This window comes from Bacillus sp. BD48, from assembly GCF_046566805.1.
Lineage (GTDB): Bacteria > Bacillota > Bacilli > Bacillales > Bacillaceae > Bacillus > Bacillus safensis.
On the sequence record NZ_JANGFM010000002.1, the window covers coordinates 701,030 to 726,400 of the forward strand.

Below are 25,371 nucleotides of genomic sequence, written 5' to 3' on the forward strand. Positions count from 1 at the left end.
CTCTTGCGGCCCCTTTCGATCATCATTGCACTTCCTAAAGATATATGCATACATTAAATAATTTTGACTAAAGGATGAAATGATTCTCTAACGCTAATTTGTTTCCTTAGGGAAACTTTTATTTTATTCTAAGCTTCTGCCCTTCTTTTGTAAAGAGAAAAACTGCAAACGATCGTTTTTATGTTATGCGGGGAGCGGGGGACATGAGCTTGGTTTATTGAAAATCCGTGTGACAGAATAGGACACAAAAAACCAATTATTTCTTCAGAAATGATTGACAGAAGACAAGAAATCCTCATATAATAAGGGTAATCCAATATATGAATATATGCTCATATATAAAGTTTTTGTTTTTTAATAGGTTGAATCGATCCAGGGAACGTTACTTATCATATAGAAAAAAGGTGAGAACATGAAAAAAATGAAGGATGAATACGTATTAAGCGGTCTTGATTGTGGAAACTGTGCACGCAAAATTGAAACAGGTGTCAGCAAAATGGATGGCGTTGAAGCTTGTTCCGTTAATTTTGCGACAGGGACATTGACTGTCACACATGCAGATAAGCAAGAAACGATGTCAAAACGTATTGAAAAAACGGTTCAGTCCATCGAACCTCATGTGAGTGTATCACCAAAAGAAGAGGGACATCACCACGATCATGATCATGGGACAAAGAATTTAAAAGCGATTGTGCTGAAATTAATTGGCGGTGCAGTCATTGGAACAGCAGCTTATTTTATACCAGAAGATGGCTTACTGAAATTTATCGCGTTTTTCGCAGCTTATTTACTAGTCGGCGGTGATGTGGTTTTTAAAGCGCTGAAAAATATCGTGCGCGGCCAAGTATTTGATGAGAACTTCTTAATGACCATTGCAACAGCTGGTGCTTTTGTGATTCAGCAATATCCAGAGGCACTGGCAGTGATGCTGTTTTACCAAATTGGGGAGCTGTTCCAAGGGGCAGCAGTGAACCGTTCAAGACGATCCATTAGTGAATTAATGAATATTCGCCCTGAATATGCGAATCTCAAAGTAGGAAATGAAACGAAAAAAGTGAAGCCGGAAGAAGTAAAAGTAGGCGATCGTATCGTCGTGAAACCGGGCGAAAAAATTCCACTCGATGGCCTTGTCATTGAAGGCTTTTCACTCGTGGATACCTCTGCATTAACAGGGGAGTCTGTGCCGCGGGATGTAGAAGCAGGAAAAGAAGTTCTTGCAGGATTTGTGAATCAAAACGGTATTCTTGAAATTGAAGTGCAAAAAGGGCTAAGCGAATCGGCAGTGACGAAAATTTTAGATTTGGTTGAAAATGCGAGCAGCCGAAAAGCACAGACAGAAAACTTTATCACAAAGTTTGCAAAATACTACACACCAGCTGTCGTTGTATTAGCATTGCTTCTTGCCTTTGTGCCGCCGCTTCTCATTCCATCAGCTCAATTGTCTGACTGGGTTTACCGGGCACTCGTTTTCCTTGTTATTTCTTGTCCTTGTGCACTTGTCGTGTCCATCCCATTAGGATTTTTCGGGGGAATTGGGGCAGCTTCTAAACGAGGCATCCTTGTAAAAGGCAGTAACTATCTAGAAGCACTTAACTCTGTGAGTTATGCTGTATTTGATAAGACGGGTACACTCACAAAAGGTAACTTTACGGTGACCAATATCGTGACAACGAGCGGCAAGTGGTCAGAAGAAGAGCTGCTTTCTTTTGCAGCTTTAGCAGAAGCCCATTCCTCACATCCGATTGCTGAATCGATTAAAGCGGCATATGGTTCACCGCTTGATGAAAGCCAGATCGAAGCCTATGAGGATATTGCGGGACATGGAATTAAAGCCACCATCAATGGTTCCAAAGTCTTAGCGGGGAATCATCGTTTGATGGAACGAGAAGGCATTTCGTATGAAAAAGAAAAACGAAGCGGAACGGTTGTGTACATGGCCGTTAACGGTGAGTTTGCAGGATCAATCTTGATTGCAGATGAATTAAAGGATGATGCAATTGAAGCCGTCTCTGCTCTAAAAGCATCTGGCATTCAAACAGTCATGCTGACGGGTGATGCCAAGCAAGTCGGAACAGCGGTCGCCCAGCAAATTGGCATTGATGAAGTACATGCAGAATTATTACCGCAGGATAAAGTAACGAAATTAGAAGAAATTGATCAGAAAAAAGCGCCTCAAGAAAAATTATTATTTGTCGGGGACGGGATCAATGATACACCGGTATTAGCAAGAGCAGACATAGGAATTGCAATGGGTGGACTTGGTTCAGATGCAGCGGTAGAAGCAGCTGATATCGTCATTATGACAGACCAGCCGTCAAAAGTTGCAGAAGCCATCGCTGTCGCTAAACGAACAAGAAGAATTGTGTGGCAGAATATTGCATTTGCTCTTGGGGTTAAAGGTGTTTTCCTATTACTCGGTGCATTTGGTATTGCAACCATGTGGGAAGCTGTCTTCTCGGATGTCGGTGTGACTGTACTTGCTGTTTTAAATGCGATGAGGGTCATGAAATAAAATTGTAAGGAAAAATTCATGAATAGCGTCTTTCATAATAGACCCCCTCTTGTTAAAATAGAAGAAGCTGGATAATGGCATTTTCTTGGGCCATTATCCTTTTTCTTCTGTGAAGGAATGAAAAAGATAAGGTAGGTGCTTTTGTGAGTAAAAAAAATAATCAATCTTCATCCATCAAGTTTGCAGTTATTTTAACCATCATTGCAGCTCTTCTCATCGGTATTTTCGTTGTGATTGGAAATAACAACAGCCAAGAAGCGCAAACAGTTGACAGTAAGCCGTCTATTAAAGGACAGCCTGTCATGGGAAATCAAAAAGCAAAGGTGCAAGTTGTTGAGTTTGGCGACTACAAATGTCCATCATGTAAAGCATTTGAGACCGACATTTTCCCAAAACTGAAAGCCGACTACATAGATAATGGCGATGTATCCTTCTCGTTTATTAACTTACCACTGCCTGTTCATGGGGACGGTGCGGTATTAGCAGCACTAGCTTCTGAAGAAGTGTGGAAAGAAGATCCGAAAAACTTTTGGGCATTTCATGAAGCTGTCTATCAGGCACAGCCAGATAGTGAAGCTGAATGGGTCACGCCTGCTAAGCTGACGGAACTAGCGAAAAAGACAACAAAAATAGATACGGACAAGCTAAAAGATAACCTATCAAAGAAAACATATCAGCCGCAGCTGAACACAGACGATCAGCTTGTGAACCAATATAAAGTGAATGCAACACCAACACTTTTCATTAACAACAAACAAGTCCAAAACTTTTATGACTATGATGAAATCAAAGAATTAATTGATCAAGAGCTCAAAGGGAAAAAATCATGAGGAATAAGCTTGTTTACTTATACAGTGCTTGGATCGTCTCTATCGTTGCGACGATGAGCAGCCTGTATTTAAGTGAAGTAAAGAAGTTTATACCATGCGATATGTGCTGGTTTCAGCGTATTTTCATGTACCCGCTCGTGCTTTTACTTGGAATTGCGACATTCAGAGGCGATGTGAAAGTGAAATATTACGTTCTGCCTTTGGCTGTGATTGGCGCTTGTTTTTCTATCTATCATTATATGGAACAAAAGATACCAGGCTTTGCATCGATTCGCCCTTGCCTGAGCGGTATTCCTTGTTCCGTTGATTATTTAAACTGGTTTGGTTTTATCACCATTCCACTACTAGCTCTTATTGCATTTATTCTCATCATCATTAGTATGCTGCTGTTAAATGCAAAAGAAGATTGAAGAAGATAGCCTGCTACTAAAGCGGGCTATTTTTTATTTTTGCAAAAAGATAAAATTTAAAGAAAATTTGTATTGCTTTTCGCCTGTGTCAGATATACATTAAGGGAGTAGTATTAGATGATTAGATAATGGTAAGGAGATAAGCGGAAAATGGCATGGGAAGTCTTAAGTATCATTGGCATTGTCGCATTCGCCATTAGTGGTGCGATTGTGGCAATGGAGGAAGAGTACGATATTCTTGGTGTGTACATTTTAGGGATTGTGACAGCATTTGGCGGTGGAGCGATTCGGAATCTATTAATTGGTCTTCCGGTGTCTGCTTTATGGTCACAGGGCAAAATGTTTACGATTGCCCTTGTATCCATTACGATTGTGTTTCTTTTTCCAAAGCTTTTGCTCAAGCACTGGAGCACATGGGGAAATTTCTCGGATGCGATCGGTTTAGCAGCGTTTGCGATTCAAGGCGCATTATTTGCTGTGCAAAGAGAACTCCCGCTCAGTGCAGTCATTGTGGCAGCCATATTGACTGGAAGTGGCGGCGGAATTGTGCGTGATTTATTAGCAGGGCGAAAGCCGCTTGTGCTAAAAGCAGAGATTTATGCCGTATGGGCAGCCCTTGGCGGCTTATTCGTCGGACTCGGCTTAGCGCAAGGAGAGCTTGCTTTATATCTGCTGTTTGTCATCCTCGTCGTATGCAGGGTTTGTTCCTACTTATTCAAATGGCGTCTTCCCGCCAGGTCTTATTTTTTAAATAAAGGGTAAAACGAAAAAAGGGCGATTCCGCTCTTTTTTTTGTGTTTAATAAGAGCTGAATATCAGCAGATGATGGAGTTTTCGTGTAAAATAAAAGCAGGGTCTTTTGTTCATCATTTGAACAATACATATGATGAAAATTTTGTCAGCTGGCTGAATATCTGGATTCAGTCTTTTTTTGCCTAGATGGATTGTTATGTGTTGGTTTCACATTTTGCGGAATACTAAAGAAGCACTTCTGAGCGGACAAATGTAATGAACACATCTTTGCATGTAAGCAAAACTTGACGAAAAATATACATAGGAGGGACATGTACTAGTGGAGATTTTTTTGGCAGTGCTCGTACTACTAGCACTCATTGCAGTATCTAATATTATCAATCGTTTTGTCCCCTTTATTCCCGTTCCGTTAATTCAAGTGGGCTTAGGAATATTGGTGGCAGCTTTTCCTTCAGGTTTACATATTTCTTTAAATCCTGAACTCTTCTTCGTTCTATTTATTGCGCCGCTGTTATTTAATGACGGGAAGCGTACCCCAAGGGACGAGCTATGGAAATTAAGAGCACCGATTCTTCTGTTAGCGCTTGGTTTAGTGTTTGCGACCGTGATTGTAGCGGGATATACCATTCATTGGATGATTCCAAGCATACCGCTTCCAGCTGCATTTGCACTTGCAGCGATTTTATCACCGACAGATGTGGTGGCAGTAAGTGCTTTATCCAGCCGTGTGAATATGCCAAAGGGCATCATGAGACTGCTGGAAGGCGAAGGGCTGATGAACGATGCGTCTGGACTGGTTGCCTTTAAATTTGCCATTGCCGCAACGGTGACGGGAGCCTTTTCAATTGCTCAGGCATCCTTTAGCTTTGTGCTGATTGCCGCAGGTGGTTTATTGACTGGATTTATTCTATCCTTTTTTATCATTCGTTTTCGCTATTTTCTCCGCCGTTTAGGAATGGACGATGTCACGATGCACATTATCCTGCAAATCCTTACCCCATTTGTGATTTATTTAGCAGCGGAAGAAATCGGTGTATCTGGCATTTTAGCCGTTGTGGCTGGCGGTGTGACACATGCCATTGAGCAAGATCGAATGGAAGCGAATTTAGCCAAACTGCAAATTGCTTCATCAAACACTTGGAATATTATTTTATTTATTTTAAACGGCCTTGTTTTCGTCATACTTGGACTGCAGATTCCGGATGTTTCTACAGTCATTTTCCAAGATGAATCCTTTAATAACATGCAGGTGATTGGCTACATCTTAATTATTACACTATGTCTCATGGTGCTGCGGTTCTTATGGGTATGGCTGTTCTGGGCAGGAAAATGGAGTGCAACGAAAAAGCAAAATGTGAAAAAGCCGAAGTTTCGTGCCTCGATGCTCATGACATTCTCTGGTGTCCGCGGGGCTGTGACATTAGCCGGTGCCTTCTCTATTCCATTTACGCTTGCGGACGGATCACCATTTCCAGAGCGGCATTTGATTATTTTCCTCGCAGCTGGTGTGATTTTATGTACGCTCATTTTAGCCAGTGTGTTACTGCCTCTTTTATCTGAGAAAAAAGACAAACAAGTGGACGTGGACTTGGATACAAAGATTCAGCATGCGAAACGGAAGCTGCTGAGAAGCGCTATTAAAACGTTAAAAGAAGGTATGAATGAGGACAACAGAGAAGTGTCTCTTGCACTCATCAATGATTACCGAATGAAGCTGAGAAATATCCAGCGTGAACCATACCAATTCGGGATGAGAAGACAAGAGCGAAAAATCAGACTGCACGGCATCAAAGCAGAACAGATGAAACTTCAACAATTAATTGATGAAGAGAAAATTGACAAGGAAGAAGCCTATGAGCTGCAAGAGAGATTTCATGAGCTGGAAATGCTGTATTCAAACTCCTTCAAGATTCGCTTTTCAAAAGTGAAGTTTCTGCGCTTGCTTCAATGGCTGCAATTATGGCGGCCGAATCAGCTCATTTCAAGCGGCATTTTAGAAAACGAGGAATCGTACAAACAAATCCGTAAGAAAACCGCTGAAGCTGCAGTAGATTCGATCAAACATCATATGACAGATGAAAACCAGCAAACGTGCCACCAAGTGATTGGTTTTTACAACCAAGTGATTTACCGCTGTGAACACGGTCCAAGCTTCTTCCAGCAAAAAGACCGTTCATTTGATCGGAAGAAAAAAGAACTTAACTTCCAAGCTGTACAAACAATTCGAAATGAAATTCAAACCTTATATGAAGATGGTGAGATCAATCGTGATATTGCCCATCATTTAAGGGAGTATATCAATGACATGGAGGCTGTTCTGCTCACCAATACGTGATGTTGTCATCTTCTCCCCCATGTTTTATGATGAAGAAAGAGAACAAGCAGGGGGGAGATCAATGATGGCGTATTATGGAGCAATTGAAGCTGGGGGTACAAAATTTTGTTGTGCAATCGGCAATGAGCATGGAGACATCTTGGAGGAAATGACAATTCCGACAGAGCACCCGGATAAAACCATACAACAGCTCATTCCGTTTTTCCAGCAGCATGACATTGCAGCATTAGGGATCGGCTCCTTTGGACCCATTTGTGTTCAAAAGGACGATCCTTCATACGGTTATATTATGAACACGCCGAAAGTGGAGTGGAAGCATTACCCGTTCATTCCTGAGCTTGAGAAGCAATTAGGTGTCCCCGTATCTTTTACAACTGATGTCAATGCCGCAGCACTAGGTGAATTAACAAAAGGGGCAGCCAAAGGGCTAAGCAGCTGTTTGTATATCACGGTCGGTACAGGCATTGGTGCGGGAGCTGTTGTGAAAAATGAGCTTCTACACGGTCATTCTCATCCAGAGATGGGACATATCCTTATCAGACAGGATGCATCAGATCCGTTTGCAGGTGTCTGTCCGGCACATGGAAATTGCTTAGAAGGACTGGCAGCTGGACCAGCGATTGAGAAAAGGTGGGGAAAACCTGCCAAAGAGCTTACGCAGGAAGAAGCGGTTTGGGCACTTGAAGCGGATTATTTAGCGCAGGCGCTTATGCAGTACTCGCTCATTTTAAGCCCAGAGCGCATCATCATGGGCGGAGGCGTCATGAAGCAAAAACAGCTATTCCCACTCATTCGAGAGAAGCTAGCTGCTTATGTTAATGATTATGTGGATCTGCCGCCGCTTGATACCTACATTGTCTCCCCTGGACTTGAGGACAAAGCTGGCATGACAGGTGCGCTGCTCTTAGCCATCGAAGCGAAGAGAAACGCCTGATAATAGAGTTTTGAAGCACAACATGAGATAATGAAAGAGATGGAATCTATAAAAAAGGTGGTTGTTAAAATGGTCAAAAGCTTGAATGATACCGTAACACTGAATAACGGAGTGGAAATGCCTTGGTTTGGTTTAGGTGTATTCAAAGTGGAGGACGGCAATCAAGTGGTAGATGCCGTAAAAGCAGCCATACAAAACGGATATCGCAGCATTGATACGGCAGCTGTTTATAAAAATGAGACAGGCGTAGGAAAAGCGATTAAAGAATCTGGCGTGAAACGAGAAGACTTATTTATTACGTCTAAAGTATGGAACACAGATCAAGGCTATGACAAAGCGCTTGAAGCGTTTGACGCAAGCTTAAACCGATTAGGTCTTGATTACTTAGACCTCTATTTGATTCATTGGCCTGGACCAAATGCAGATACATTTAAAGACACATGGCGCGCACTTGAGAAGCTTTATAAAGACGGGAAAGTCAGAGCCATTGGAGTCAGCAACTTCTACATTCAGCATTTAGAAGAGCTGTTAAAAGATGCTGAGGTCGTTCCAGCTGTGAACCAAGTTGAGTTTCATCCGAAACTGACACTTGTTGAACTGCGTCAATATGCAAAGGAAAAAGGCATTCAAATTGAGGCATGGTCTCCACTGATGCAAGGGAAGTTATTAGACCATGACGTCTTGAAGGACATTGCTGCACGGTACAACAAATCTGTTGCTCAAGTCATCTTGCGCTGGGATCTGCAAAGCGGTGTCGTGACAATTCCTAAATCAATCAATGAAGAACGCATTAAACAAAATGCAGACATTTTTGACTTCGAGCTTTCCAAAAAAGACATGGAAAAAATCGATGCATTAAACAATAACGAACGCGTCGGCTCGAATCCAGAGACGATGACGGTTGGGTTTGAATAAATAAAAAAAATCCTCTTTCTCATGTGAGAAAGGGGATTTTTTATGTACTGCTTCGGCGCACAGCCAAGAGCATGATAAAAGATAAGATTACAATACAAATCGTCCAGGCCCAAGCAAGCTCCATTCGTCCAGAATCAATCGCCACATAGATAGCAGTTGGGAGTGTTTGAGTTTTTCCTGGGATGTTGCCGGCAAACATTAAGGTCGCCCCGAATTCTCCAAGGGCTCTAGCAAAACTGAGGATACTGCCTGACAAGAGGGATGGCAGGGCAAGTGGTACAGTAATATAAGCAAAGACTTGGAATGAATGTGCACCATCTACTTTTGCAGCCCCTTCAATGTCTGACTCAATCGTAGAAAATCCAGCTTTTGCAGATTGATACATAAGCGGGAATGCCACTACCGTCGATGCAATAACTGCCGCCCACCACGTGAAAATGACCGGCTGGTGGAAGATCCATTCAATCGTGCCCCCGATCATGCTATGCCTTCCGAATATGACGAGCAATAAAAACCCTACAACCGTTGGCGGGAGGACAAGCGGCATCATCAAGAGCGTTTCTACGATCATTTTCCCTTTAAATGATGTTCGCGCCATCCAATAGCCAATCAATGTACCAAAAACAGTTGCCAGCAGTCCGCTCACAACGGCAACTTGCACAGACAGCCAAATGGGAGATAGGAATTCTTCAGTCAGCATGGGCATTATGTCACTTGAAAGCCGTACTTTTTAAAAATGGATTTGGCTGTTTCTGATTGAAGAAATTCAAAAAATGACTTGGCTTCCTCCAAATGTTCTGTCCCTTTTACGATCCCTACTGGGTAAACAATCGGGGAGTGCATGTCCTGATTGGCTTCAACTGCAATCTTTACTTTTTTGGAAACGAGGGCGTCTGTCTTATACACAACACCTGCTTCCACATTTCCTGTTTCTACGTAGCTTAAAACCTGCCGCACATCCTTGCCGTACACAGCGTTCTTTTTCACTTGATCCCAAATGTTCAGCTTTGTGAAAATCTCTTTGCCGTATGTACCAGCAGGAACGGATTCAGGTGTGCCAAGAGCAACCTTTCCTTTTATGTGCTGGACGTCTTGAAAGCTTTTAATAGAAGAAGAGTGATCTTTTGGCACAATGAGTACAAGCTCATTTTGGATGGCATCCTTGATAAAATGTTGATCGATGTCCCCAGATTGCACAAGCTCATCAAAGGGCGCTTCAGCTGCAGAGAAAAAGAGATCCGCTTTTGCCCCTTGAGCGATTTGCTGCTTCAATGCGCCGGATGACCCGAAATTATTTGTTAATGTCACATTCGGATGCTTATCGTTAAAGGCAGATTCAATTTCTTTAAGTGCATCCTGAAGACTTGCCGCTGCTGAAATGACAAGCTCTGTTTTTTTGTTTGTATCTGATGACTTCATCTCTGTTTGACACCCGCTCAGGAGCAAGCAGATGGCGATGAAGGCGAAGAACGCATACTTCATGTTCACACCTCTTATTATTCAATTTCATATGTATCCTTTATTATAAGCAAACTTATTTGACCATTCATAGGCTTTCAGTAAAAAGAGAAAAGAAAAAGCCGCCAGATGGCGACTTTTAATGCTGATAAAAACGCAGCAAATTCCCATTGATCACTTTGTCTGATAAGGAAAGCTCTTTATTGGCTTTTTCGATATAAGGCTGACACACCTCATCCTGTTCAACAGGTTCTTTTGTTTTTTGATCATAGCAGGTGTTCTTTGTATAGAGATAATCATCTGTAATAAAGTTCCCGTTTCTCAAAACAGCAAAAGGCGTCCGTTCGTTTGAAAATAAGTCATTGCCAAATTGAATGGCATCCTTCGTTTCAATACCGAGTAAGTGCAGGAGTGTCGGCTTCACGTCGATTTGCCCTGCTGTTTCAGAAATTGTCTGCGGTGCTTGATCTGTGACACCAGGAATGTAAATCAAAAAAGGAACCCGCTGCAATTTCACAGCGTCATACGGTGTGATCTCATCTTTTTTGAGCAGCTCTGCCATTGCCTGATGATGTGCCTCGGAGATGCCATAGTGATCCCCCATGAGAACAAACATTGTATTGTTATACAGTCCTTCTTCTTTCATACGGTCAAAAAATGTCTTAATGGCTTCATCTTGATAGCGGACAGTCGTCACATAGCGGTTTAAAATGGCGCTGGACGAATCATATTCATCAATCATTTGATCCTTTGGATCGATTTCAAATGGAAAGTGATTGGTCAAGGTAATGAACGTGCTGTAATAAGGCTCCTTCAGCTTTTTTAAATAATCAATGGATTGGTCAAAGAAGTCAATATCCTTTAAGCCCCAGCCGGTTGAATTTTGTTCATTGACCTGATACGAATCGACATCATAAAAGCGGTCAATCCCAAACGATTCATACATCACATCACGATTCCAAAACGTTTTATTATTCGCATGAAATTGGACGGATTGATAATTCTCTTTTTTCAACTGCTTATATAACGTGTCATATTCGTTGTCACTCGCTGTAAAAAAGACAGCGCCGCTGCTAGATGGGTAGAGGGAATTTGCGACAATAAACTCTGAATCCGACGTCTTTCCTTGCTCAGTCTGCTGATAAAATTCATCAAAATAAAAACTCTTTTTAACGAGTTGATTTAAAAAGGGAGTGATGTATTGTCCATTCACCTTTTGATCAACGACAAATTGCTGTGTTGATTCGAGTGAAATGAACACAACGTTCTTGCCTTTAGCAAGTCCAAAAAACTCTTCGTTTGGTGCACTGTAATCAGCTTTTGTATAGTTTGCTACGGTTGAAAGTGTATCTTCATCTGCAAAGGCTTTTTGTCCAATTCGCGCTGTTTGGGCAGCGCCGTCATACAGGTGGAACTGGAACAGCCCAAGATTTCGTACAATGACTTCTCGATCATAAGAGCTTGTCAGAAAGCGAGGGTGATCCATCATGGCTGAACTGACATGAAACAATAGAAAGCTGCAGCACACGGCATAATATGTTTTGATCGTCTTGAAGGAGGCTTTTGGCGCTAAAGGTTTGCGCTTTAACAGCCACACCAGCACAACGAAATCAATGAGCATCAGCAAAAACAGCGGGTGGAACAATTCCGTCATACTGCTGCCCATATCTCCCATGTTTTTCGCTTGGAATAATACAGGGATCGTAATGAAATCAATATAAAATCCATAAAAGATCGTATTCGATATGAGAATCGCCGTCAAAATCAAATTTGCGGTCAATAAAAAAACCTTTTGCTTCGTTTCATTTAAAAAAAGAGCAATCCCAAACAAAGGGAGCAAAAAGCTAAGTGGATTGATCAAAAGCAGCCATTCATGAAACAGATTGACCGTTCGTATGTGAAATCCGAATTGATAAATGATGTATGTTTTCATCCACATGAAGAGGATGGAGTACACTAAAAACCAGTGATTTTTGAAGAACGCTTTCATTTATGTAGCTCCTCACCATTCTGTATTCAGCTGCAAGGCAAAAACACTTATCTTAAACCTACTAAAAAAATGAGGAATGATCAATTCATATCCTGTGTTTTTCGGAAATCTCTTTTTGATTCATTAGAATGGGATGGATAAGCCGCAGATGACAGCGATGTAATAGCAGGTAACGACGGTGAGCGCAGCCAGTACGACTTGTTCTCCTGCGCTGCCTGTTTTGACATAGAAGGGAAGACGCACTTTAATGGAAGCTGGAAATAAAAATTTAATCCCGTTCACTGTTCCTGCATCCAGGATGAGATGGCTTGCCATCCCGACTAGTAAACCGATACTTAGGCTGTCATTTGGAATGTATGTTGTCGCTAGAAAATAAATGATCAGCAAAAATAATAAACTGTGTGTAAACGTGCGATGACCAAACACACTGCTGATCAGTGCCGAGAGCAGAGGGAATTTTCTGCCGATTTTACTTTTTGTATGGCAAAGGTCGGGGATCAGGGCACCTGCTGATCCAGCAGCAGCCATCGTCACTGGGTCGAATCCATAATAGTAGGCAACGGCTGTGGTGGCGGTAATTCCGCCCATGATGTGTGTTTTTCCTGTCATGATGCGTACTCCTGTTCTATTTTTAGTTCAAGTACTCACTATATCAAGGGTGGATTCATTCAGCAAGGCTTATTTCTGAAGAAAAAGAGGCCAAAAGGGTTGGCTGAATGGAAAAACATTCTATAATAAGGGGGAAGTCATGTTGATACTAACGATAAGGATGCGATTCGGATGGGTAATGCAGACATTTTAAAAGAAATTGTTCTTGTACATTATGAAGTCAGCCGTAAATTAAACCGCAAGTTACTTGAGTTAGAGAAAGACATCACGCCCCCGCAGATATATGCTCTTTCTATTTTGATACAAGGCAAAGTATCACATGCCGAAGAGCTGAAGCAAAGACTCTCTTTAAACCCTGGTGCAGCCTCTATTGCACTCAACAAATTATGTGAGCAGGGTTATATTCAAAGAGAACGGGACAAGGACGATTCATCACTTGTCCGTTTAGAAGTCACGGAAAAAGGGCTGGCCATTTATGAAAAGCATACACGTCTTTTCGGAAAAGTGATTCAGCATATGATGTCAGACTTCACAAAGGAAGATTTAAAAACCTTTCTGATGTACTTGCAAAAAATGAGACAGACCTTTCATGATGATTGAGCCTCTTCCTTTGTATAATGCTAAGCGCTAAAGCACAAATTAAACAGGCAACCGCATTATATGAAAAGGGAGGAAACAGCGATGTCATTTTTCCAAAAGGATAAAAAGGCGAAAAGTGAGAAAGACCATCAGCAGGTAGATCAGCTGTTAGAGGAAGCAAGTAAAGAGCTAGCAGGCGATCCGCTTCAGGAAGCTGTACAAAAGAAGAAAAACAACCAACATTAATTAGGTAAAGGGCAGAGAAACAGTTCTCTGCCTCCGCGCGCGGACAAACCCTCGCATTCGGTGTCAGGTCTGCGCTCCGGTGCTCACGAATGTCAAATTCGCTCCGCTCCGGTACTCGTCCTTCCTAGGGCTGCAAAGGTTTTCAATCACGCTGAAAGAGGGAAGACAAAGGACTAAAATAAAGATTATTTTAGCCCTTTGTCAACAATCAGGGGCAGAGAAATAGTTCTCTGCCTTTTTTCTATGTTTTTCCCTTTGACAGATGTGAGAATGTTTGATAACCTTCGTGTAGTAAAAATGAATAGAAATCCTCACGCTATGTCTCAGTGAGGTAGAGGTTGCGCGGATGATGAGTCACTCATAGGAGAGATGGAATCGTAGATCATGAGAAAAAAGGCATCAGCGCCGAAGTGTAGAGAGAGCTCCAACTTTCTTTATGCTGGGTCTGCATTAAATAAATGCAGGACTGCCACGTCTTTGAAGCGTGGAGGGCTATCCGGAGATCAAGGTGTATGTTTTGAAAAGCATGGACTTTTGTTCAGGCTTTTTTTTATGTTCTGAGTAACAAAAATAAGGGTATGCTGTGAATAAGTTAATCCATTATGAACATAAAGAATGCAAGTCATTGCTTCACAAATATATCAATGAAGATACTGCCGGGTCTGGTCCAAAGTGAATAAAACGGAGGTACGGAAATGGAACAGACAAAAAAATGGGGTTTTTGGTTATTGACGGCCTTTGTCGTCGGAAATATGGTAGGTTCAGGCATCTTTATGCTGCCAAGTACGCTTGCCCAGCACGCAAGTCCTTTAGGTGTGACGATGGCATGGCTTGTCACAGGCGGCGGTGTGCTGATGATTGCGCTTGTATTTGGGCATTTGTCCATTCATAAGCCGCAATTGACAGCTGGACCACAAAGTTATGCAAGGGCGCTTTTTAAAGATCCGAAAAAAGGGAAAGCGGCCGGTTTTACAATGGTTTGGGGATATTGGGTGGCAAGCTGGATTAGTAATGTCGCGATTATTACAAGCCTTGCTGGTTATTTAACGACTTTTTTCCCTATTCTCACCGTGAAGACAGAGGTTTTTACCTTTGGAAAAGAAGCGGTTACCCTTGGTCAGCTCATGACGTTTATCGTATGTACCCTTCTTCTATGGGGAACACATACCATTTTAATCACTAGCTTAAGTGCTGCAAGTAAATTGAATTTTATTACGACCTTTTCGAAGGTGCTTGGATTCGTCCTTTTTATTGTTGCGGGATTATTTGCATTTCAAACGTCATTATTTGAACATTATTATTTCCCGGTTGAAACAGGTGGAGAAGGAGTGCTCGGACTTGGAGGTCAAATTCATCATGCGGCCATTTCCACATTATGGGCATTTGTTGGAATTGAATCGGCTGTTATTTTATCAGGAAGAGCATCCTCACAGCGCGATGTGAAACGTGCGACGATTACAGGTCTTTTAATCGCACTTTCGATCTACATGATTATCACGTTGATTACAATGGGCGTCCTGCCGCATGATCAACTGCAAGGCTCTGACAAACCATTCGTGGACGTGCTTCAGCTTATTATTGGGCCAGCTGGCGGAATTGTCATGGCACTGCTGGCGATTATTTGTTTGTTTGGTTCGATGCTTGGCTGGATTTTACTTGGTTCAGAAGTACCGTATCAAGCAGCAAAAGCTGGTGATTTTCCAGCAGTATTTGCAAAAACAAACAAAAAAGGAAGTCCTGCTTTCGCTTTGACTGTTACAAATATTATGTCACAGCTGTTTATCTTCTCGGTGATGTCACGTACGATTAATGAAGCTTTTACCTTTTTAACCACATCAGCGACACTTGCGTATCTTATTCCGTATATTGTGTCTTCAATCTACAGCTTTAAGGTCATTATGCAAGGTGACACGTATGAGCTTCAAAAAGGAAATCGAACAAGAGACGGCATCATTGCACTTGTTGCAATTGGGTATTCAGCTTGGGTCATCGTTTCAGGAACAGCCGACTTGAAAACTTTTGGTCTTGGAATCGGTCTATTCTTAGTGGGTATTTTGCTTTATCCATTGATGTCAAAAGGATTTGCCAAAGAAACGGCATAGATAAGGAAGACGTTTCTCCATCTCTGGAGAAACGTTCAGCGTGTAGACAAACCCTCGCATTCGGTGTCAGGTCTGCGTTCCGGTGCTCACGAATGTCAAATTCGCTCCGCTTCGGTACTCGCCCTTCCTAGGGCTGCAAAGGTTTTCTATCACGCTGAAAGAAGACAAAGGGATAAAATAAAGTTCATTTTATCCCTTTGTCAATAATTTGGACGTTTCTCCATCTCTGGAGAAACGTTTTTTTATGATGCAGATGTCAATCGGTCCACAATAAACTCTAGCTGACCTTCTAGTGACACTGGATCATTAAAGAAGTAACCGACTGGATCTATTTCAAATACATGTTTATTTTTGACGGCAGGAAGTGATGTCCAAATGCTGCTTTGATACACTTGGTCTCCGTTACTTTTTGAACCGCTCCATGGACCTGTGAAAATATAGTCGCCTGCGAATTCTGGCAGCTTCTCAAGAGAAATATTTGCATAGCCGACACCGCTGTCGATCGCTTCTTTTTTGACGGCCTTCGGTGCTTTTAATTTCAGCTCGTCATAAATGATTTCGCCCCCGCGGCCAAAGGTATTTCCGAAGATATAAATACCTTTATCAAATGGCGATACGATCGAGACTGTTTTGCTGCCCACAGCTTTGGTTACCTTTGGTTTCACCTCAGCAATTTTGGTATCCCATTTTGTAATCCAATCTGTTGCTTTTTTCGGTGTACCTGTCATTTTACCGAATTCTTTTAGCTGGTTTTTGAAGGAATATTGGTTGTATTTAACTGCTACAGTTGGGGCGATTTTTTTGTATTGATCAAACTTCTCATCTTCTCCCCAAGCAATAATCATATCTGGCTTCAAAGCGGCTACCTTTTCGACCGATGGGGTCCTTCCAAGATTTTCGACTCCATCTGTTTTCCCTTTATAAAAAGGGTTTTTAAAAATGGGTGATGTTGTAGCAATCGGCGTCTTGCCGAGTGTGACGAGGTCCCCGTAATAGCTCTCTGCAAGAAGCACAATTCGTTTCGGATTTTTCGGAAGCTTCACTTCACCTTTGACATCCTGATATGTCATCATGTCATTCTTTTTCGCTGCAGATTGTTTATTTGAAGTGCTGCCGCAAGCGGCTGTAAAGATCATAAGGATGGATAAAGAAATCAAAAGAAATCCAGTACGTTTTTTCACAAAAATTCTCTCCTATTCACTTTCTCTTGATAATGATTCTCATTTTCGATTATATCGTAACATGATAGGAACAAAAATGCATCGGCTAATTTAGAACCAAAAGAAAAATGATGAAATTCTCACAGTTTTTTGATGAAAATAAAGAAATTTATCAGAACAATGATTTCAAAAAGAAAAGAAAGTGATATACTAGACTTCGAGATTGATAATCATTATCACTAATAGAAAATAGACATGAATGGAAAGGAAGAGACTGGTTTTGGGCTCACAATCGAATAAACAGCTGCCAGCCAGCGATGATACGATCGATATTGTCACGAAGCCTTTTGGAACAGCAGCTGTTATCATCATAGGAATCATCGCTTTAGCATTTGGTCTTTTTTTATCGGTATCATTAGGAGCGGCCAACATTCATCTACAGACTGTATGGGAAGCCGTTTTTCATTTTGATCCACATCAAACTTCACATCAAATCATTCGGGAATTGAGGCTGCCGCGTACAGTTGGAGCTGCCCTCGTCGGTGCCTTTTTAGCCGTATCAGGTGCCATTATGCAAGGAATGACAAGAAATGCGCTTGCGTCACCTGAGATTATGGGTGTGACAAATGGCTCCGCATTTGCAATTGCCATTGCATTAGCATTTTTCCCTGGCCAATCTTCTTTTACATTAATTCTTTGGTCATTTGTTGGAGCCGCACTCGGTGCCTCTATTGTATTTGGTGTCGGTACTATGTCAAAAGGGGGACTGACCCCGGTAAAGCTCGCACTAGCTGGTACGGCGGTTGGAGCACTTTTGAGCTCCATCTCCTCAGCCATAGCCATCCGCTTTGACGTCGCTCAAGATATGAGTTTTTGGTATGCTGGCGGAGTGGCAGGTGTGAATTGGAGCAATATTCATATCATCATCCCAGTTGCCATTGCAGGACTAATCATTGCAATGATTCTTGCCCGCTCGATCACGGTTCTGAGCTTAGGTGAAGAACTGGCGAAAGGACTTGGACAATATACAAAAACGGTCAAGGTACTTGGTATATTGGTTGTTATCCTTTTAACGGGTGCTGCCGTGTCGGTAGCAGGCTCTATTGGTTTTATCGGGCTTGTGATCCCACATGTCACTCGATTCTTAGTCGGCGTGGACTATCGCTGGATTATCCCATGTTCCGCTATTTTAGGGGCCATTTTATTAATTTATGCAGACATTGCTGCAAGGCTGGTCAACGCTCCGTTTGAAACGCCAGTCGGTGCCATTACTGCGATTATAGGCGTTCCTTTCTTCTTATATTTAGCTAGACGTGAAAGGAGCGGAATTTAAATGGAAATGGTGCAGCAAGCAAAGAAAAAGAAATATCAACGAACGATGCTAATGATCTTTTTCGCGATCGTAGCTGTGTTCCTCATTAGTTTAAATACCGGAGAAATTCGGATCTCTCCGATGGATACATTGAAAACACTTTTTGGATTCGGAAGTGAAATGGATGAGCTCGTATTATTCGAGTTCAGGCTTCCAAGAATGGTCATCGCTTTACTTGTCGGCGCTTCTATCGCTGTATCAGGAGCGATTTGGCAAGGTGTTTCGCAAAATGGTTTAGCTGACCCAGGTATTCTCGGTGTCAATGCCGGTGCTGGCTTTGCCGTTGTGCTATTTATCTTTGCATTTCAAGGCACGATGACGAATTTAGGTGATTTTTCGATTTTTGTACTGCCGCTTTTCGCGTTCGTAGGTGCAGGCTTTGCTGCATTTCTCATCTATGTGTTAGCGTGGAAAAAAGGCATCACACCTGTTCGATTGATTTTAACTGGTATTGGTGTGAATGCTGCGTTTTCAGCAGCGATTGTGGTCATTCAATTGAAGATGAGCCCAAATGACTTTAACCAAGCCATCGTGTGGTTATCTGGAAGCATTTATGGCTCGAGCTGGACGTATGTCCTGTCTGTTCTGCCATGGATGCTGATTTTCCTTATATTAGCGCTTGTCAGATCACGCTACTTAAACATTATGAATTTGGGTGATCAGCTGTCCTATGGATTGGGCATTTCTGTTCATAAAGAAAGAAGCCTTCTCATGCTGATTGCCGTTGCATTAGCAGGTGCGAGTGTTGCTGTTGCAGGAAGTATTTCTTTCCTAGGATTAGCCGCACCGCACTTGGCGAGAAAGCTTGTTGGGCCAAAGCACCAAGGAATGATACCGGCCTCCGCGTTGATTGGCGCGCTGTTATTATTACTGGCAGATACACTTGGCCGCGTCATACTTGCACCATCAGAAGTGCCAGTTGGCCTTGTCGTTTCTGCTCTAGGCGCACCTTACTTCATTTACTTATTGATGAAATCGAACTAATGAGGAAGGAGAGACAACATATGAAATCGCTCGAAACAGAAAAGCTTTGTATCGGTTATCAAGACCGTTTAATTGTAGAAGATTTGAATGTCAGTATCCCAAAAGGCAAGGTGACAACACTGATTGGACCGAATGGCTGCGGGAAATCAACCATTTTAAAAACGATGTCTCGTATTATGAAGTCCAATCGAGGAGCTGTTTACTTAAATGGAAAAGCTATCCATGAAACGCCAACAAAAGAAATTTCAAAACAAATGGCGATCTTACCGCAAACGCCCGAAGCACCAAGTGGACTGACAGTGTATGAGCTCGTGTCATATGGACGTTTCCCGCATCAAAATGGGTTTGGCCGCTTATCGAATGAAGATAAACGAATCATTAGATGGGCACTTGAGGAAACGGGAATGATCGCTTTTCATGATCGGCCAATTGAAGCACTTTCCGGTGGACAGCGTCAGCGTGTATGGATTGCGATGGCACTTGCCCAGGAAACAGAACTGCTCCTATTGGATGAACCTACGACTTATTTGGATCTTGCACATCAGCTCGAGATTCTTCAGTTGTTAGAACGCTTAAATAGAGAGCAGGGCCGAACTGTGTTGATGGTCATCCATGATTTGAATCATGCGGCGCGTTTTTCACATTACATGATTGCCCTCAATCAAGGGAAAGTCATAAAAGACGGTACGCCACATGAGGTCATGACCAAAGAGGTACTCAGTCAGGTATTCCATATTGATGCAGAAATTGTGCTTGATCCTAGAACGAATAAACCGATTTGTTTAACGTATGACATAATGAATCATGAACGAAAGCTAGAAGCTGTGAATGGATAATAGATGTAAAGGAACTCGGTGCAGCTGCCGGGTTTTTTTGCGTGTTTGAAACTTCCTAGTGCTGCCATTTTCTCCAGTTGATATTTTTTCGCTTTTATGCAGAAAAGAGGTACTTTTTTACTTTAGACAATGGTAATATACGGTTAGAGATCATAGCTAGAAAGGAAAGAGATGCGTGGAAACAGCAAAAATATTGATTGCAGATGACGAAGAAGCAATTGTGAAAATGGTTGAACGCGTATTAAAAAAAGAAGGATTCAAGCACATTTATAAAGCCTACCATGCAGATGAAGCATTAGATATTGTCAAAAACGAGGACATCCACCTCTTACTTCTAGATGTGATGATGCCCGGTAAGTCTGGCTTTGACGTTCTGCCTGAAATAAGAAAATTAACGAAATCGCCCATTTTCTATTTAACTGCAAGAACGTCTGATGTAGATAAACTGACAGGTTTTGCGCAGGGGGCAGACGATTACATCACCAAGCCATTTAATCCGCTTGAGCTAGTGGCTAGAATTAAGGCTCACCTAAATCGAACATATATCTCCTTACAGGAGGAGCAAGAAGACACTCAAAGCCAATATCATTATGCCCATTTCTCCTATCATCCTCATGCAGCCGAATTGAAGGTAAGAGGAGAGGTGACGGCATGCTCTGCTCAGCTTCTTTCTTTGCTGAAGTACTTTTGTGATCATCCGAATATGGTTCTTTCAAAAGATCAAATCTATGAGAAAGTATGGGGTGTCCCATCATATGGTGATAACAACACCGTCATGGTTCATATTCGAAAGCTGAGAGAAAAGATCGAATTAGATCCGAGTCAGCCTGAATATATTGTGACGATCCGTGGTATGGGTTATAAATTTATACCGCATCCTGCAAAGGTTCTTCAATAGTTTATGAATTTACGAGCAAAACTTTTCTTTCACTTTGTCGGACAAATGTTTATTGTGATTGCCATTTTGATGATTGGGAATACGTTCTCTGATAACTTATATTATAAAAAATACTATGAGAACATGGCTGAAACCGGTTTAACAAAAGCTGATGGAGATACACTCATGAGCTGGCTTTATTTTAACGAGGATGGAAAAATGGAAGCCGACGATCAGCTCAAGCAAGCAGTGAAAAAACGAGACGGCTGGCTGCAAGTAATTGATTCGAAAAAGAAAAACGTTTATAGTTATCATCGCCCTAAAACCATTCCAACATCCTATCAAAAGGATGAAATGATCAAGATCTTTGAAAAGAGACAATTTAAAGATTACAAGATGTACTTCTGGCCAATTGAGATTGATCAAAAAAGCTTTATCGTGTTATATGGGTTCAAAACGAACAGCACAAAAGTAGCCAATTATCTGAAGCAGCACGAGAAGAATTTGGCTGCACTATCTCAATATTCGGTTGAAACAAAAGAATTCTTGAAGAGAATGAATGGATCGGTGCATTTGTTCAATGACGAAGGAAAATATTTGAAAGGCATTCGAGCCAACATCGATTTGAAACATAACGTAACAGATGTTGAACTGCTCAAGTATCAATCGAAACCTTGGGAGTTTAGAAGTGATCTGTCTTATATGAAAGTGAATAAAAACCTGTATATTATTGTTTCGGTACCAAATAAAGTATACAGCCCGGACGAACTTTACGATAAAGAGACAGACGCTTTAAATCAATATACAACTATCTTAAATGCAGGTCTTGCACTCACCATTATTATTGTCATGACATCATGGTATTCGTATCGCTATGGACTGCCAATTTATCACATTATTCGCTGGCTGATTTTCTTATCAAGAAATAAATTGCAGGAACCAACAAATAGAAAGGGAATTCCAGTCAGTAAAAATAAAAAAGGCCGTATTAAGCGCGAATATCGATTATTTGAGGATATCTTAAAAACAATGGATCAGCTCACGCTTACATTAAAAGAGAATGAAGCAAACCGAAGAAAAATTCAAACCACAAGAGAAGAATGGATTGCAGGATTATCTCATGATTTGAAAACGCCTCTAAGTACGATTTACGGCTATGGACTCATGCTTGAATCCAATCAATATCAATGGTCCAAGGAAGAAGTCATAGAAATGGGACAGGTGATTCGTGAGAAATCCGAATACATGTCGACATTGATTGAGGATTTAAACCTCACGTACCGATTGAAGAATGGTGCCTTGCCTATTAATCGGAAACCGGTTGCACTCAGTGAATTTTTAGCTTCCATTATGGACGAGTTTTCAAGAAGCTCCTCATCTGAGGATTATCCATGCTCCTTTGAAGATCAAACAGATGGTGTCATATTTGAGATCGATAAAGCATGGTTCAGACGAGTGATTGAGAACCTGCTGGCGAATGCAGTGAAGCATAACGAAAGAGGCACTCATATTACAGCTGTTTTATCTGAAACAGATGAAGAAGTTCGGATCGAAATGAAAGACAATGGCTGCGGAATGGCCCAGGAAACGGTGGATCACCTATTTAACCGCTATTACAGAGGGACAAATACAAATGATCCAACGAACGGAACAGGACTAGGACTTGCGATAGCAAAAGAGCTCGTCTTGCTGCATGACGGTGATATTCAAATTGAAAGTGAACTAGGCACTGGTACAACTATTGCGATTATCCTAAAAAAATCATCACCTGTAAAATAGCCAAAAAACGATTTTCTTTTCTAAAGGAGATCGTTTTTTCCTGTTTTAGGATTGAAATCAATTTTGTAAACGGTTACAATAAAATTGTTAACGTGAACAAATTGTTTTTTTATCTATAAGAGAGATGGGGGAGTTTGATGAAAGCCTTTTTAGATGAGCATTTTTTACTCAACAGTCAAACGGCGGAAAAGCTATACCATGAGTTTGCTAAGGACCTTCCAATTATAGATTACCATTGTCATTTAAGCCCCAAAGAAATCTATGAAAATAAAACCTTCCATAATATCACCGAAGCATGGCTTTACGGAGATCATTACAAATGGCGTGCCATGAGAGCAAATGGCATACCCGAATCACACGTCACAGGGGATGCCTCAGACTATGAGAAATTTCTGGCGTGGGCGAAGACCGTTCCCATGACCATTGGAAATCCGCTCTATCACTGGACGCATTTAGAGCTGAGACGATATTTTGGAGTTGAAGAACTTTTAAACGAAAAAAACGCACACATCATCTGGCAGAAAGTAAATGAAAAGCTGCAAAGAGATGGATTTGGTGCAAGAGACTTCATTGTGAAATCGAACGTTGAAACAGTCGTGACGACAGATGATCCAGTCGATACGCTTTACTATCATCAAAAGCTGCGGGAAGAAGGATTCACTGTGCAAGTGCTGCCTGGCTTTCGGCCTGATAAGGCACTCGATATAACGAATCATCTATTTGCAGCGTATGTTCACGAACTGGCAGAGGCTTCATCTACATCAATACAATCCTATCAAGACTTTTTGACAGCACTTCTCACAAGAATTGATTTTTTCCATGAACAGGGCTGCCTGATCTCAGATCATGCCATTAACGAAATGACGTTTGAAGAAACGACGGAAGAAGAAGTGGAAGCCATCTTCAATAAAAGAATGTCTGGGCATTCATTGACGGAAAAAGAGAAGATCAAATTTAAAACACAAACATTCATTCAGCTGGGTCAGGCTTACTATGAACGGGGCTGGGCGATGCAGCTTCATATCAATGCGCTTAGGAACAACAATACGAAAATGTTTGAGAGGCTTGGACCAGATACTGGGTATGATGCGATGAATGATGAAGACATTGCCAAGCCGCTATGCCGAATATTGGATCGTTTAGAACAAGAACAGGCACTGCCAAAAACCATTCTCTATTCCTTGAATCCTCGGGATAATGTTGTGATTTCAACATTGGCTGGAAGTTTTCAAGACGGGACGACACCTGGGAAGATCCAGCACGGCACAGCTTGGTGGTTTAATGATACGAAACAAGGAATGACAGAGCAGATGATGGCTCTATCCAGTATTGGACTGATCAGCCGTTTCATTGGGATGCTGACAGATTCACGAAGCTTTTTGTCATATACAAGGCATGAATATTTTCGAAGACTGCTTTGCGATATCATCGGAGATTGGGTAGAAAAAGGAGAAGTCCCCTATGATCTTGAGCTGTTAGGGGGAATCGTGAAAGGAATCAGCTATGAAAATGCCAGGCAGTATTTCCAATTTGACCGGGCAAAGCAGCTCCCGCATCCAAACAGAATGACATGAAGAAAATGAAAGCGGTTTTATGATAAGATGGTAAAAAATCATAAAAGGCGGAATAGCATGACAGTCACAATTAAAGACATAGCAAAATTGGCAAACGTCTCTCATACCACGGTATCAAGGGCTTTGAATAACAGTCCTTTTATTAAGGAGAAGACAAAACAAAAGATTTTGTCGATTGCAAAACAGCTGAATTATTCACCGAATGTCCATGCGAGAGGCCTTGTATCACAAAAATCATTTACAATCGGTCTGTTTTTTACGAGTTTAACAGAAGGCACATCTTCAAGCTTCTTTGTGGATGCGTTAAAAGGTGTCAATAGCGTCATGACAGAGTATTATAATCTCTTTGTAAGAGGAATTGACGACTTTCACGATTACACAACCATTCATAAACAACGCTACGATGGCATTTTGCTTATGAGTCAAAGCGAGCATGATGAAGCGTTTATCCATCATGTGAAGAAACAGGGCATTCCCATCATTGTGCTGAATCGCCGTGTAGAAAGTCATGAAGTCATGAATATATTAGCAGATGATAGTCAAGGAGCTTACCAGGCTGCACACCATTTCATTCAGCAAGGTCATGAACAAATCGCCATCATTGAAGGAAAAGAAGGCTTTAAATCAACTCAAGAAAGAAAAGCTGGTTTCCTGCAAGCGTTAATTGATCACCAAATACCTATGAAGAAAGAATATATGATGAAAGGCGACTATCACATGAAAAGCGGCTATGAATCAATGGAAGCGCTGCTGGCCCTTGATGATCCGCCAACAGCGCTCTTTTGCTCAAACGATGACATGGCAATTGGTGCAATGAATGCTTTATTTGCAAAAGGCAAAACGTGTCCAGGTGATATTTCTATTATTGGTTTTGATGATATTGCCTTTTCATCCTATACCACACCAGCATTGACAACGGTGAAAAAACCGATTGAAAAAATGTGTGCACTTGGAGCAGAAGCTATCCTTTCAGTGATAAACGGTAAAGAGCAAGAAGAAGATCATATGGAAAAAGTGTATGTCCATACAGAGTTGATGATCAGAGATTCAGTCAAACAGGTGCAGTAATCAGCACCTGTTTAGAAAAAATGTTCACGTGTGCATAAAGCGGAGAGG

General features: G+C 41.7%; 22 protein-coding genes and 1 riboswitch. Of the genes, 17 read left to right on the forward strand and 5 right to left on the reverse strand.

Annotation, left to right across the window (positions count from 1 at the left end; genetic code table 11):
- Window positions 1-412 precede the first annotated feature (412 nt).
- The 7 genes from ACLGGR_RS08515 to ACLGGR_RS08545 all read left to right on the forward strand — a co-directional run bounded on the left by ACLGGR_RS08515 (window position 413) and on the right by ACLGGR_RS08545 (window position 8,689).
- A complete protein-coding gene (locus ACLGGR_RS08515; protein WP_285846019.1) occupies window positions 413-2,512 on the forward strand; it encodes a heavy metal translocating P-type ATPase in 2,100 nt (699 codons plus the stop codon).
- A gap of 143 nt (window positions 2,513-2,655) precedes the next feature.
- Window positions 2,656-3,342, forward strand: coding sequence for a DsbA family protein (locus ACLGGR_RS08520; RefSeq protein WP_142945197.1), 687 nt, complete (start codon window positions 2,656-2,658; stop codon window positions 3,340-3,342).
- On the forward strand, window positions 3,339-3,752 hold the full coding sequence (locus tag ACLGGR_RS08525; protein WP_041107782.1) for a disulfide oxidoreductase: 414 nt from the start codon (window positions 3,339-3,341) through the stop codon (window positions 3,750-3,752). The genes ACLGGR_RS08520 and ACLGGR_RS08525 overlap by 4 nt, the downstream gene beginning before the upstream one ends.
- A 150-nt stretch (window positions 3,753-3,902) precedes the next feature.
- A complete protein-coding gene (locus ACLGGR_RS08530) occupies window positions 3,903-4,514 on the forward strand; it encodes a trimeric intracellular cation channel family protein (RefSeq protein ID WP_024423463.1) in 612 nt (203 codons plus the stop codon).
- 310 nt (window positions 4,515-4,824) lie between these two features.
- The gene (locus tag ACLGGR_RS08535) at window positions 4,825-6,840 is read left to right on the forward strand and encodes a Na+/H+ antiporter (RefSeq protein WP_142945196.1); all 2,016 of its coding nucleotides are present in this window, start codon (window positions 4,825-4,827) and stop codon (window positions 6,838-6,840) included.
- A gap of 64 nt (window positions 6,841-6,904) precedes the next feature.
- A complete protein-coding gene (locus ACLGGR_RS08540; protein WP_323649000.1) occupies window positions 6,905-7,774 on the forward strand; it encodes an ROK family protein in 870 nt (289 codons plus the stop codon).
- 69 nt (window positions 7,775-7,843) lie between these two features.
- Entirely contained in the window at window positions 7,844-8,689 is an 846-nt protein-coding gene (locus ACLGGR_RS08545; protein WP_410972882.1) for an aldo/keto reductase, read from the forward strand.
- Window positions 8,690-8,729: 40 nt separating this feature from the next.
- On the opposite strand, the gene modB is transcribed toward ACLGGR_RS08545, so the two are convergent.
- The 4 genes from modB to ACLGGR_RS08565 all read right to left on the reverse strand — a co-directional run bounded on the left by modB (window position 8,730) and on the right by ACLGGR_RS08565 (window position 12,746).
- Window positions 8,730-9,395: a molybdate ABC transporter permease subunit gene (modB, locus tag ACLGGR_RS08550; protein ID WP_410972883.1), complete on the reverse strand. Its 666-nt coding sequence runs from the start codon at window positions 9,393-9,395 to the stop codon at window positions 8,730-8,732.
- Window positions 9,395-10,171 carry a molybdate ABC transporter substrate-binding protein gene (modA, locus tag ACLGGR_RS08555; RefSeq protein WP_410972884.1) on the reverse strand — a complete coding sequence of 259 codons (777 nt, stop codon included), beginning with the start codon at window positions 10,169-10,171 and terminating at the stop codon, window positions 9,395-9,397. Before modA ends, modB begins: the two co-directional genes overlap by 1 nt.
- A 115-nt stretch (window positions 10,172-10,286) precedes the next feature.
- Window positions 10,287-12,137 (reverse strand): LTA synthase family protein, encoded by a 1,851-nt coding sequence (locus tag ACLGGR_RS08560; protein ID WP_410972885.1) that lies wholly within the window; start codon window positions 12,135-12,137, stop codon window positions 10,287-10,289.
- A 123-nt stretch (window positions 12,138-12,260) separates the two neighbouring features.
- The gene (locus ACLGGR_RS08565) at window positions 12,261-12,746 is read right to left on the reverse strand and encodes a metal-dependent hydrolase (protein ID WP_251215905.1); all 486 of its coding nucleotides are present in this window, start codon (window positions 12,744-12,746) and stop codon (window positions 12,261-12,263) included.
- Between the two features lie 171 nt (window positions 12,747-12,917).
- Here ACLGGR_RS08565 and ACLGGR_RS08570 point away from each other — a divergent pair, with 171 nt between their 5' ends.
- The 3 genes from ACLGGR_RS08570 (at window position 12,918) to ACLGGR_RS08580 (ending at window position 15,673) form a co-directional block, all read left to right on the forward strand.
- Window positions 12,918-13,346 carry a MarR family winged helix-turn-helix transcriptional regulator gene (locus ACLGGR_RS08570; protein WP_142945190.1) on the forward strand — a complete coding sequence of 143 codons (429 nt, stop codon included), beginning with the start codon at window positions 12,918-12,920 and terminating at the stop codon, window positions 13,344-13,346.
- Window positions 13,347-13,427: 81 nt separating this feature from the next.
- Window positions 13,428-13,571: a small acid-soluble spore protein SspJ gene (gene sspJ / locus ACLGGR_RS08575; RefSeq protein WP_142945189.1), complete on the forward strand. Its 144-nt coding sequence runs from the start codon at window positions 13,428-13,430 to the stop codon at window positions 13,569-13,571.
- Window positions 13,572-13,895: 324 nt separating this feature from the next.
- A riboswitch (Lysine riboswitch) is annotated at window positions 13,896-14,074 on the forward strand.
- 192 nt (window positions 14,075-14,266) lie between these two features.
- Entirely contained in the window at window positions 14,267-15,673 is a 1,407-nt protein-coding gene (locus tag ACLGGR_RS08580) for an amino acid permease (protein WP_251215904.1), read from the forward strand.
- Between the two features lie 242 nt (window positions 15,674-15,915).
- Here the strand turns inward: ACLGGR_RS08580 and ACLGGR_RS08585 are convergent, their stop codons facing one another.
- Complete coding sequence (locus ACLGGR_RS08585; RefSeq protein ID WP_142945187.1) at window positions 15,916-16,854, reverse strand: iron-hydroxamate ABC transporter substrate-binding protein; 939 nt, start codon at window positions 16,852-16,854, stop codon at window positions 15,916-15,918.
- A 259-nt stretch (window positions 16,855-17,113) separates the two neighbouring features.
- Here ACLGGR_RS08585 and ACLGGR_RS08590 point away from each other — a divergent pair, with 259 nt between their 5' ends.
- From ACLGGR_RS08590 to ACLGGR_RS08620, 7 genes are all read left to right on the forward strand, one after another.
- Window positions 17,114-18,166, forward strand: coding sequence for a FecCD family ABC transporter permease (locus ACLGGR_RS08590; protein WP_048237426.1), 1,053 nt, complete (start codon window positions 17,114-17,116; stop codon window positions 18,164-18,166).
- Entirely contained in the window at window positions 18,167-19,189 is a 1,023-nt protein-coding gene (locus ACLGGR_RS08595) for a FecCD family ABC transporter permease (protein ID WP_142945186.1), read from the forward strand. It abuts the gene before it with no gap.
- 20 nt (window positions 19,190-19,209) lie between these two features.
- Window positions 19,210-20,025, forward strand: a complete 816-nt coding sequence (locus ACLGGR_RS08600) for an ABC transporter ATP-binding protein (RefSeq protein WP_142945185.1) — start codon at window positions 19,210-19,212, stop codon at window positions 20,023-20,025.
- A gap of 175 nt (window positions 20,026-20,200) precedes the next feature.
- A complete protein-coding gene (locus ACLGGR_RS08605) occupies window positions 20,201-20,923 on the forward strand; it encodes a response regulator (RefSeq protein ID WP_410972886.1) in 723 nt (240 codons plus the stop codon).
- A gap of 3 nt (window positions 20,924-20,926) precedes the next feature.
- On the forward strand, window positions 20,927-22,681 hold the full coding sequence (locus tag ACLGGR_RS08610) for a HAMP domain-containing sensor histidine kinase (protein WP_251215902.1): 1,755 nt from the start codon (window positions 20,927-20,929) through the stop codon (window positions 22,679-22,681).
- 137 nt (window positions 22,682-22,818) lie between these two features.
- Complete coding sequence (gene uxaC, locus ACLGGR_RS08615) at window positions 22,819-24,255, forward strand: glucuronate isomerase (protein WP_410972887.1); 1,437 nt, start codon at window positions 22,819-22,821, stop codon at window positions 24,253-24,255.
- A gap of 57 nt (window positions 24,256-24,312) precedes the next feature.
- A complete protein-coding gene (locus ACLGGR_RS08620; RefSeq protein ID WP_410972888.1) occupies window positions 24,313-25,323 on the forward strand; it encodes a LacI family DNA-binding transcriptional regulator in 1,011 nt (336 codons plus the stop codon).
- The last annotated feature ends 48 nt before the right edge of the window (window positions 25,324-25,371 follow it).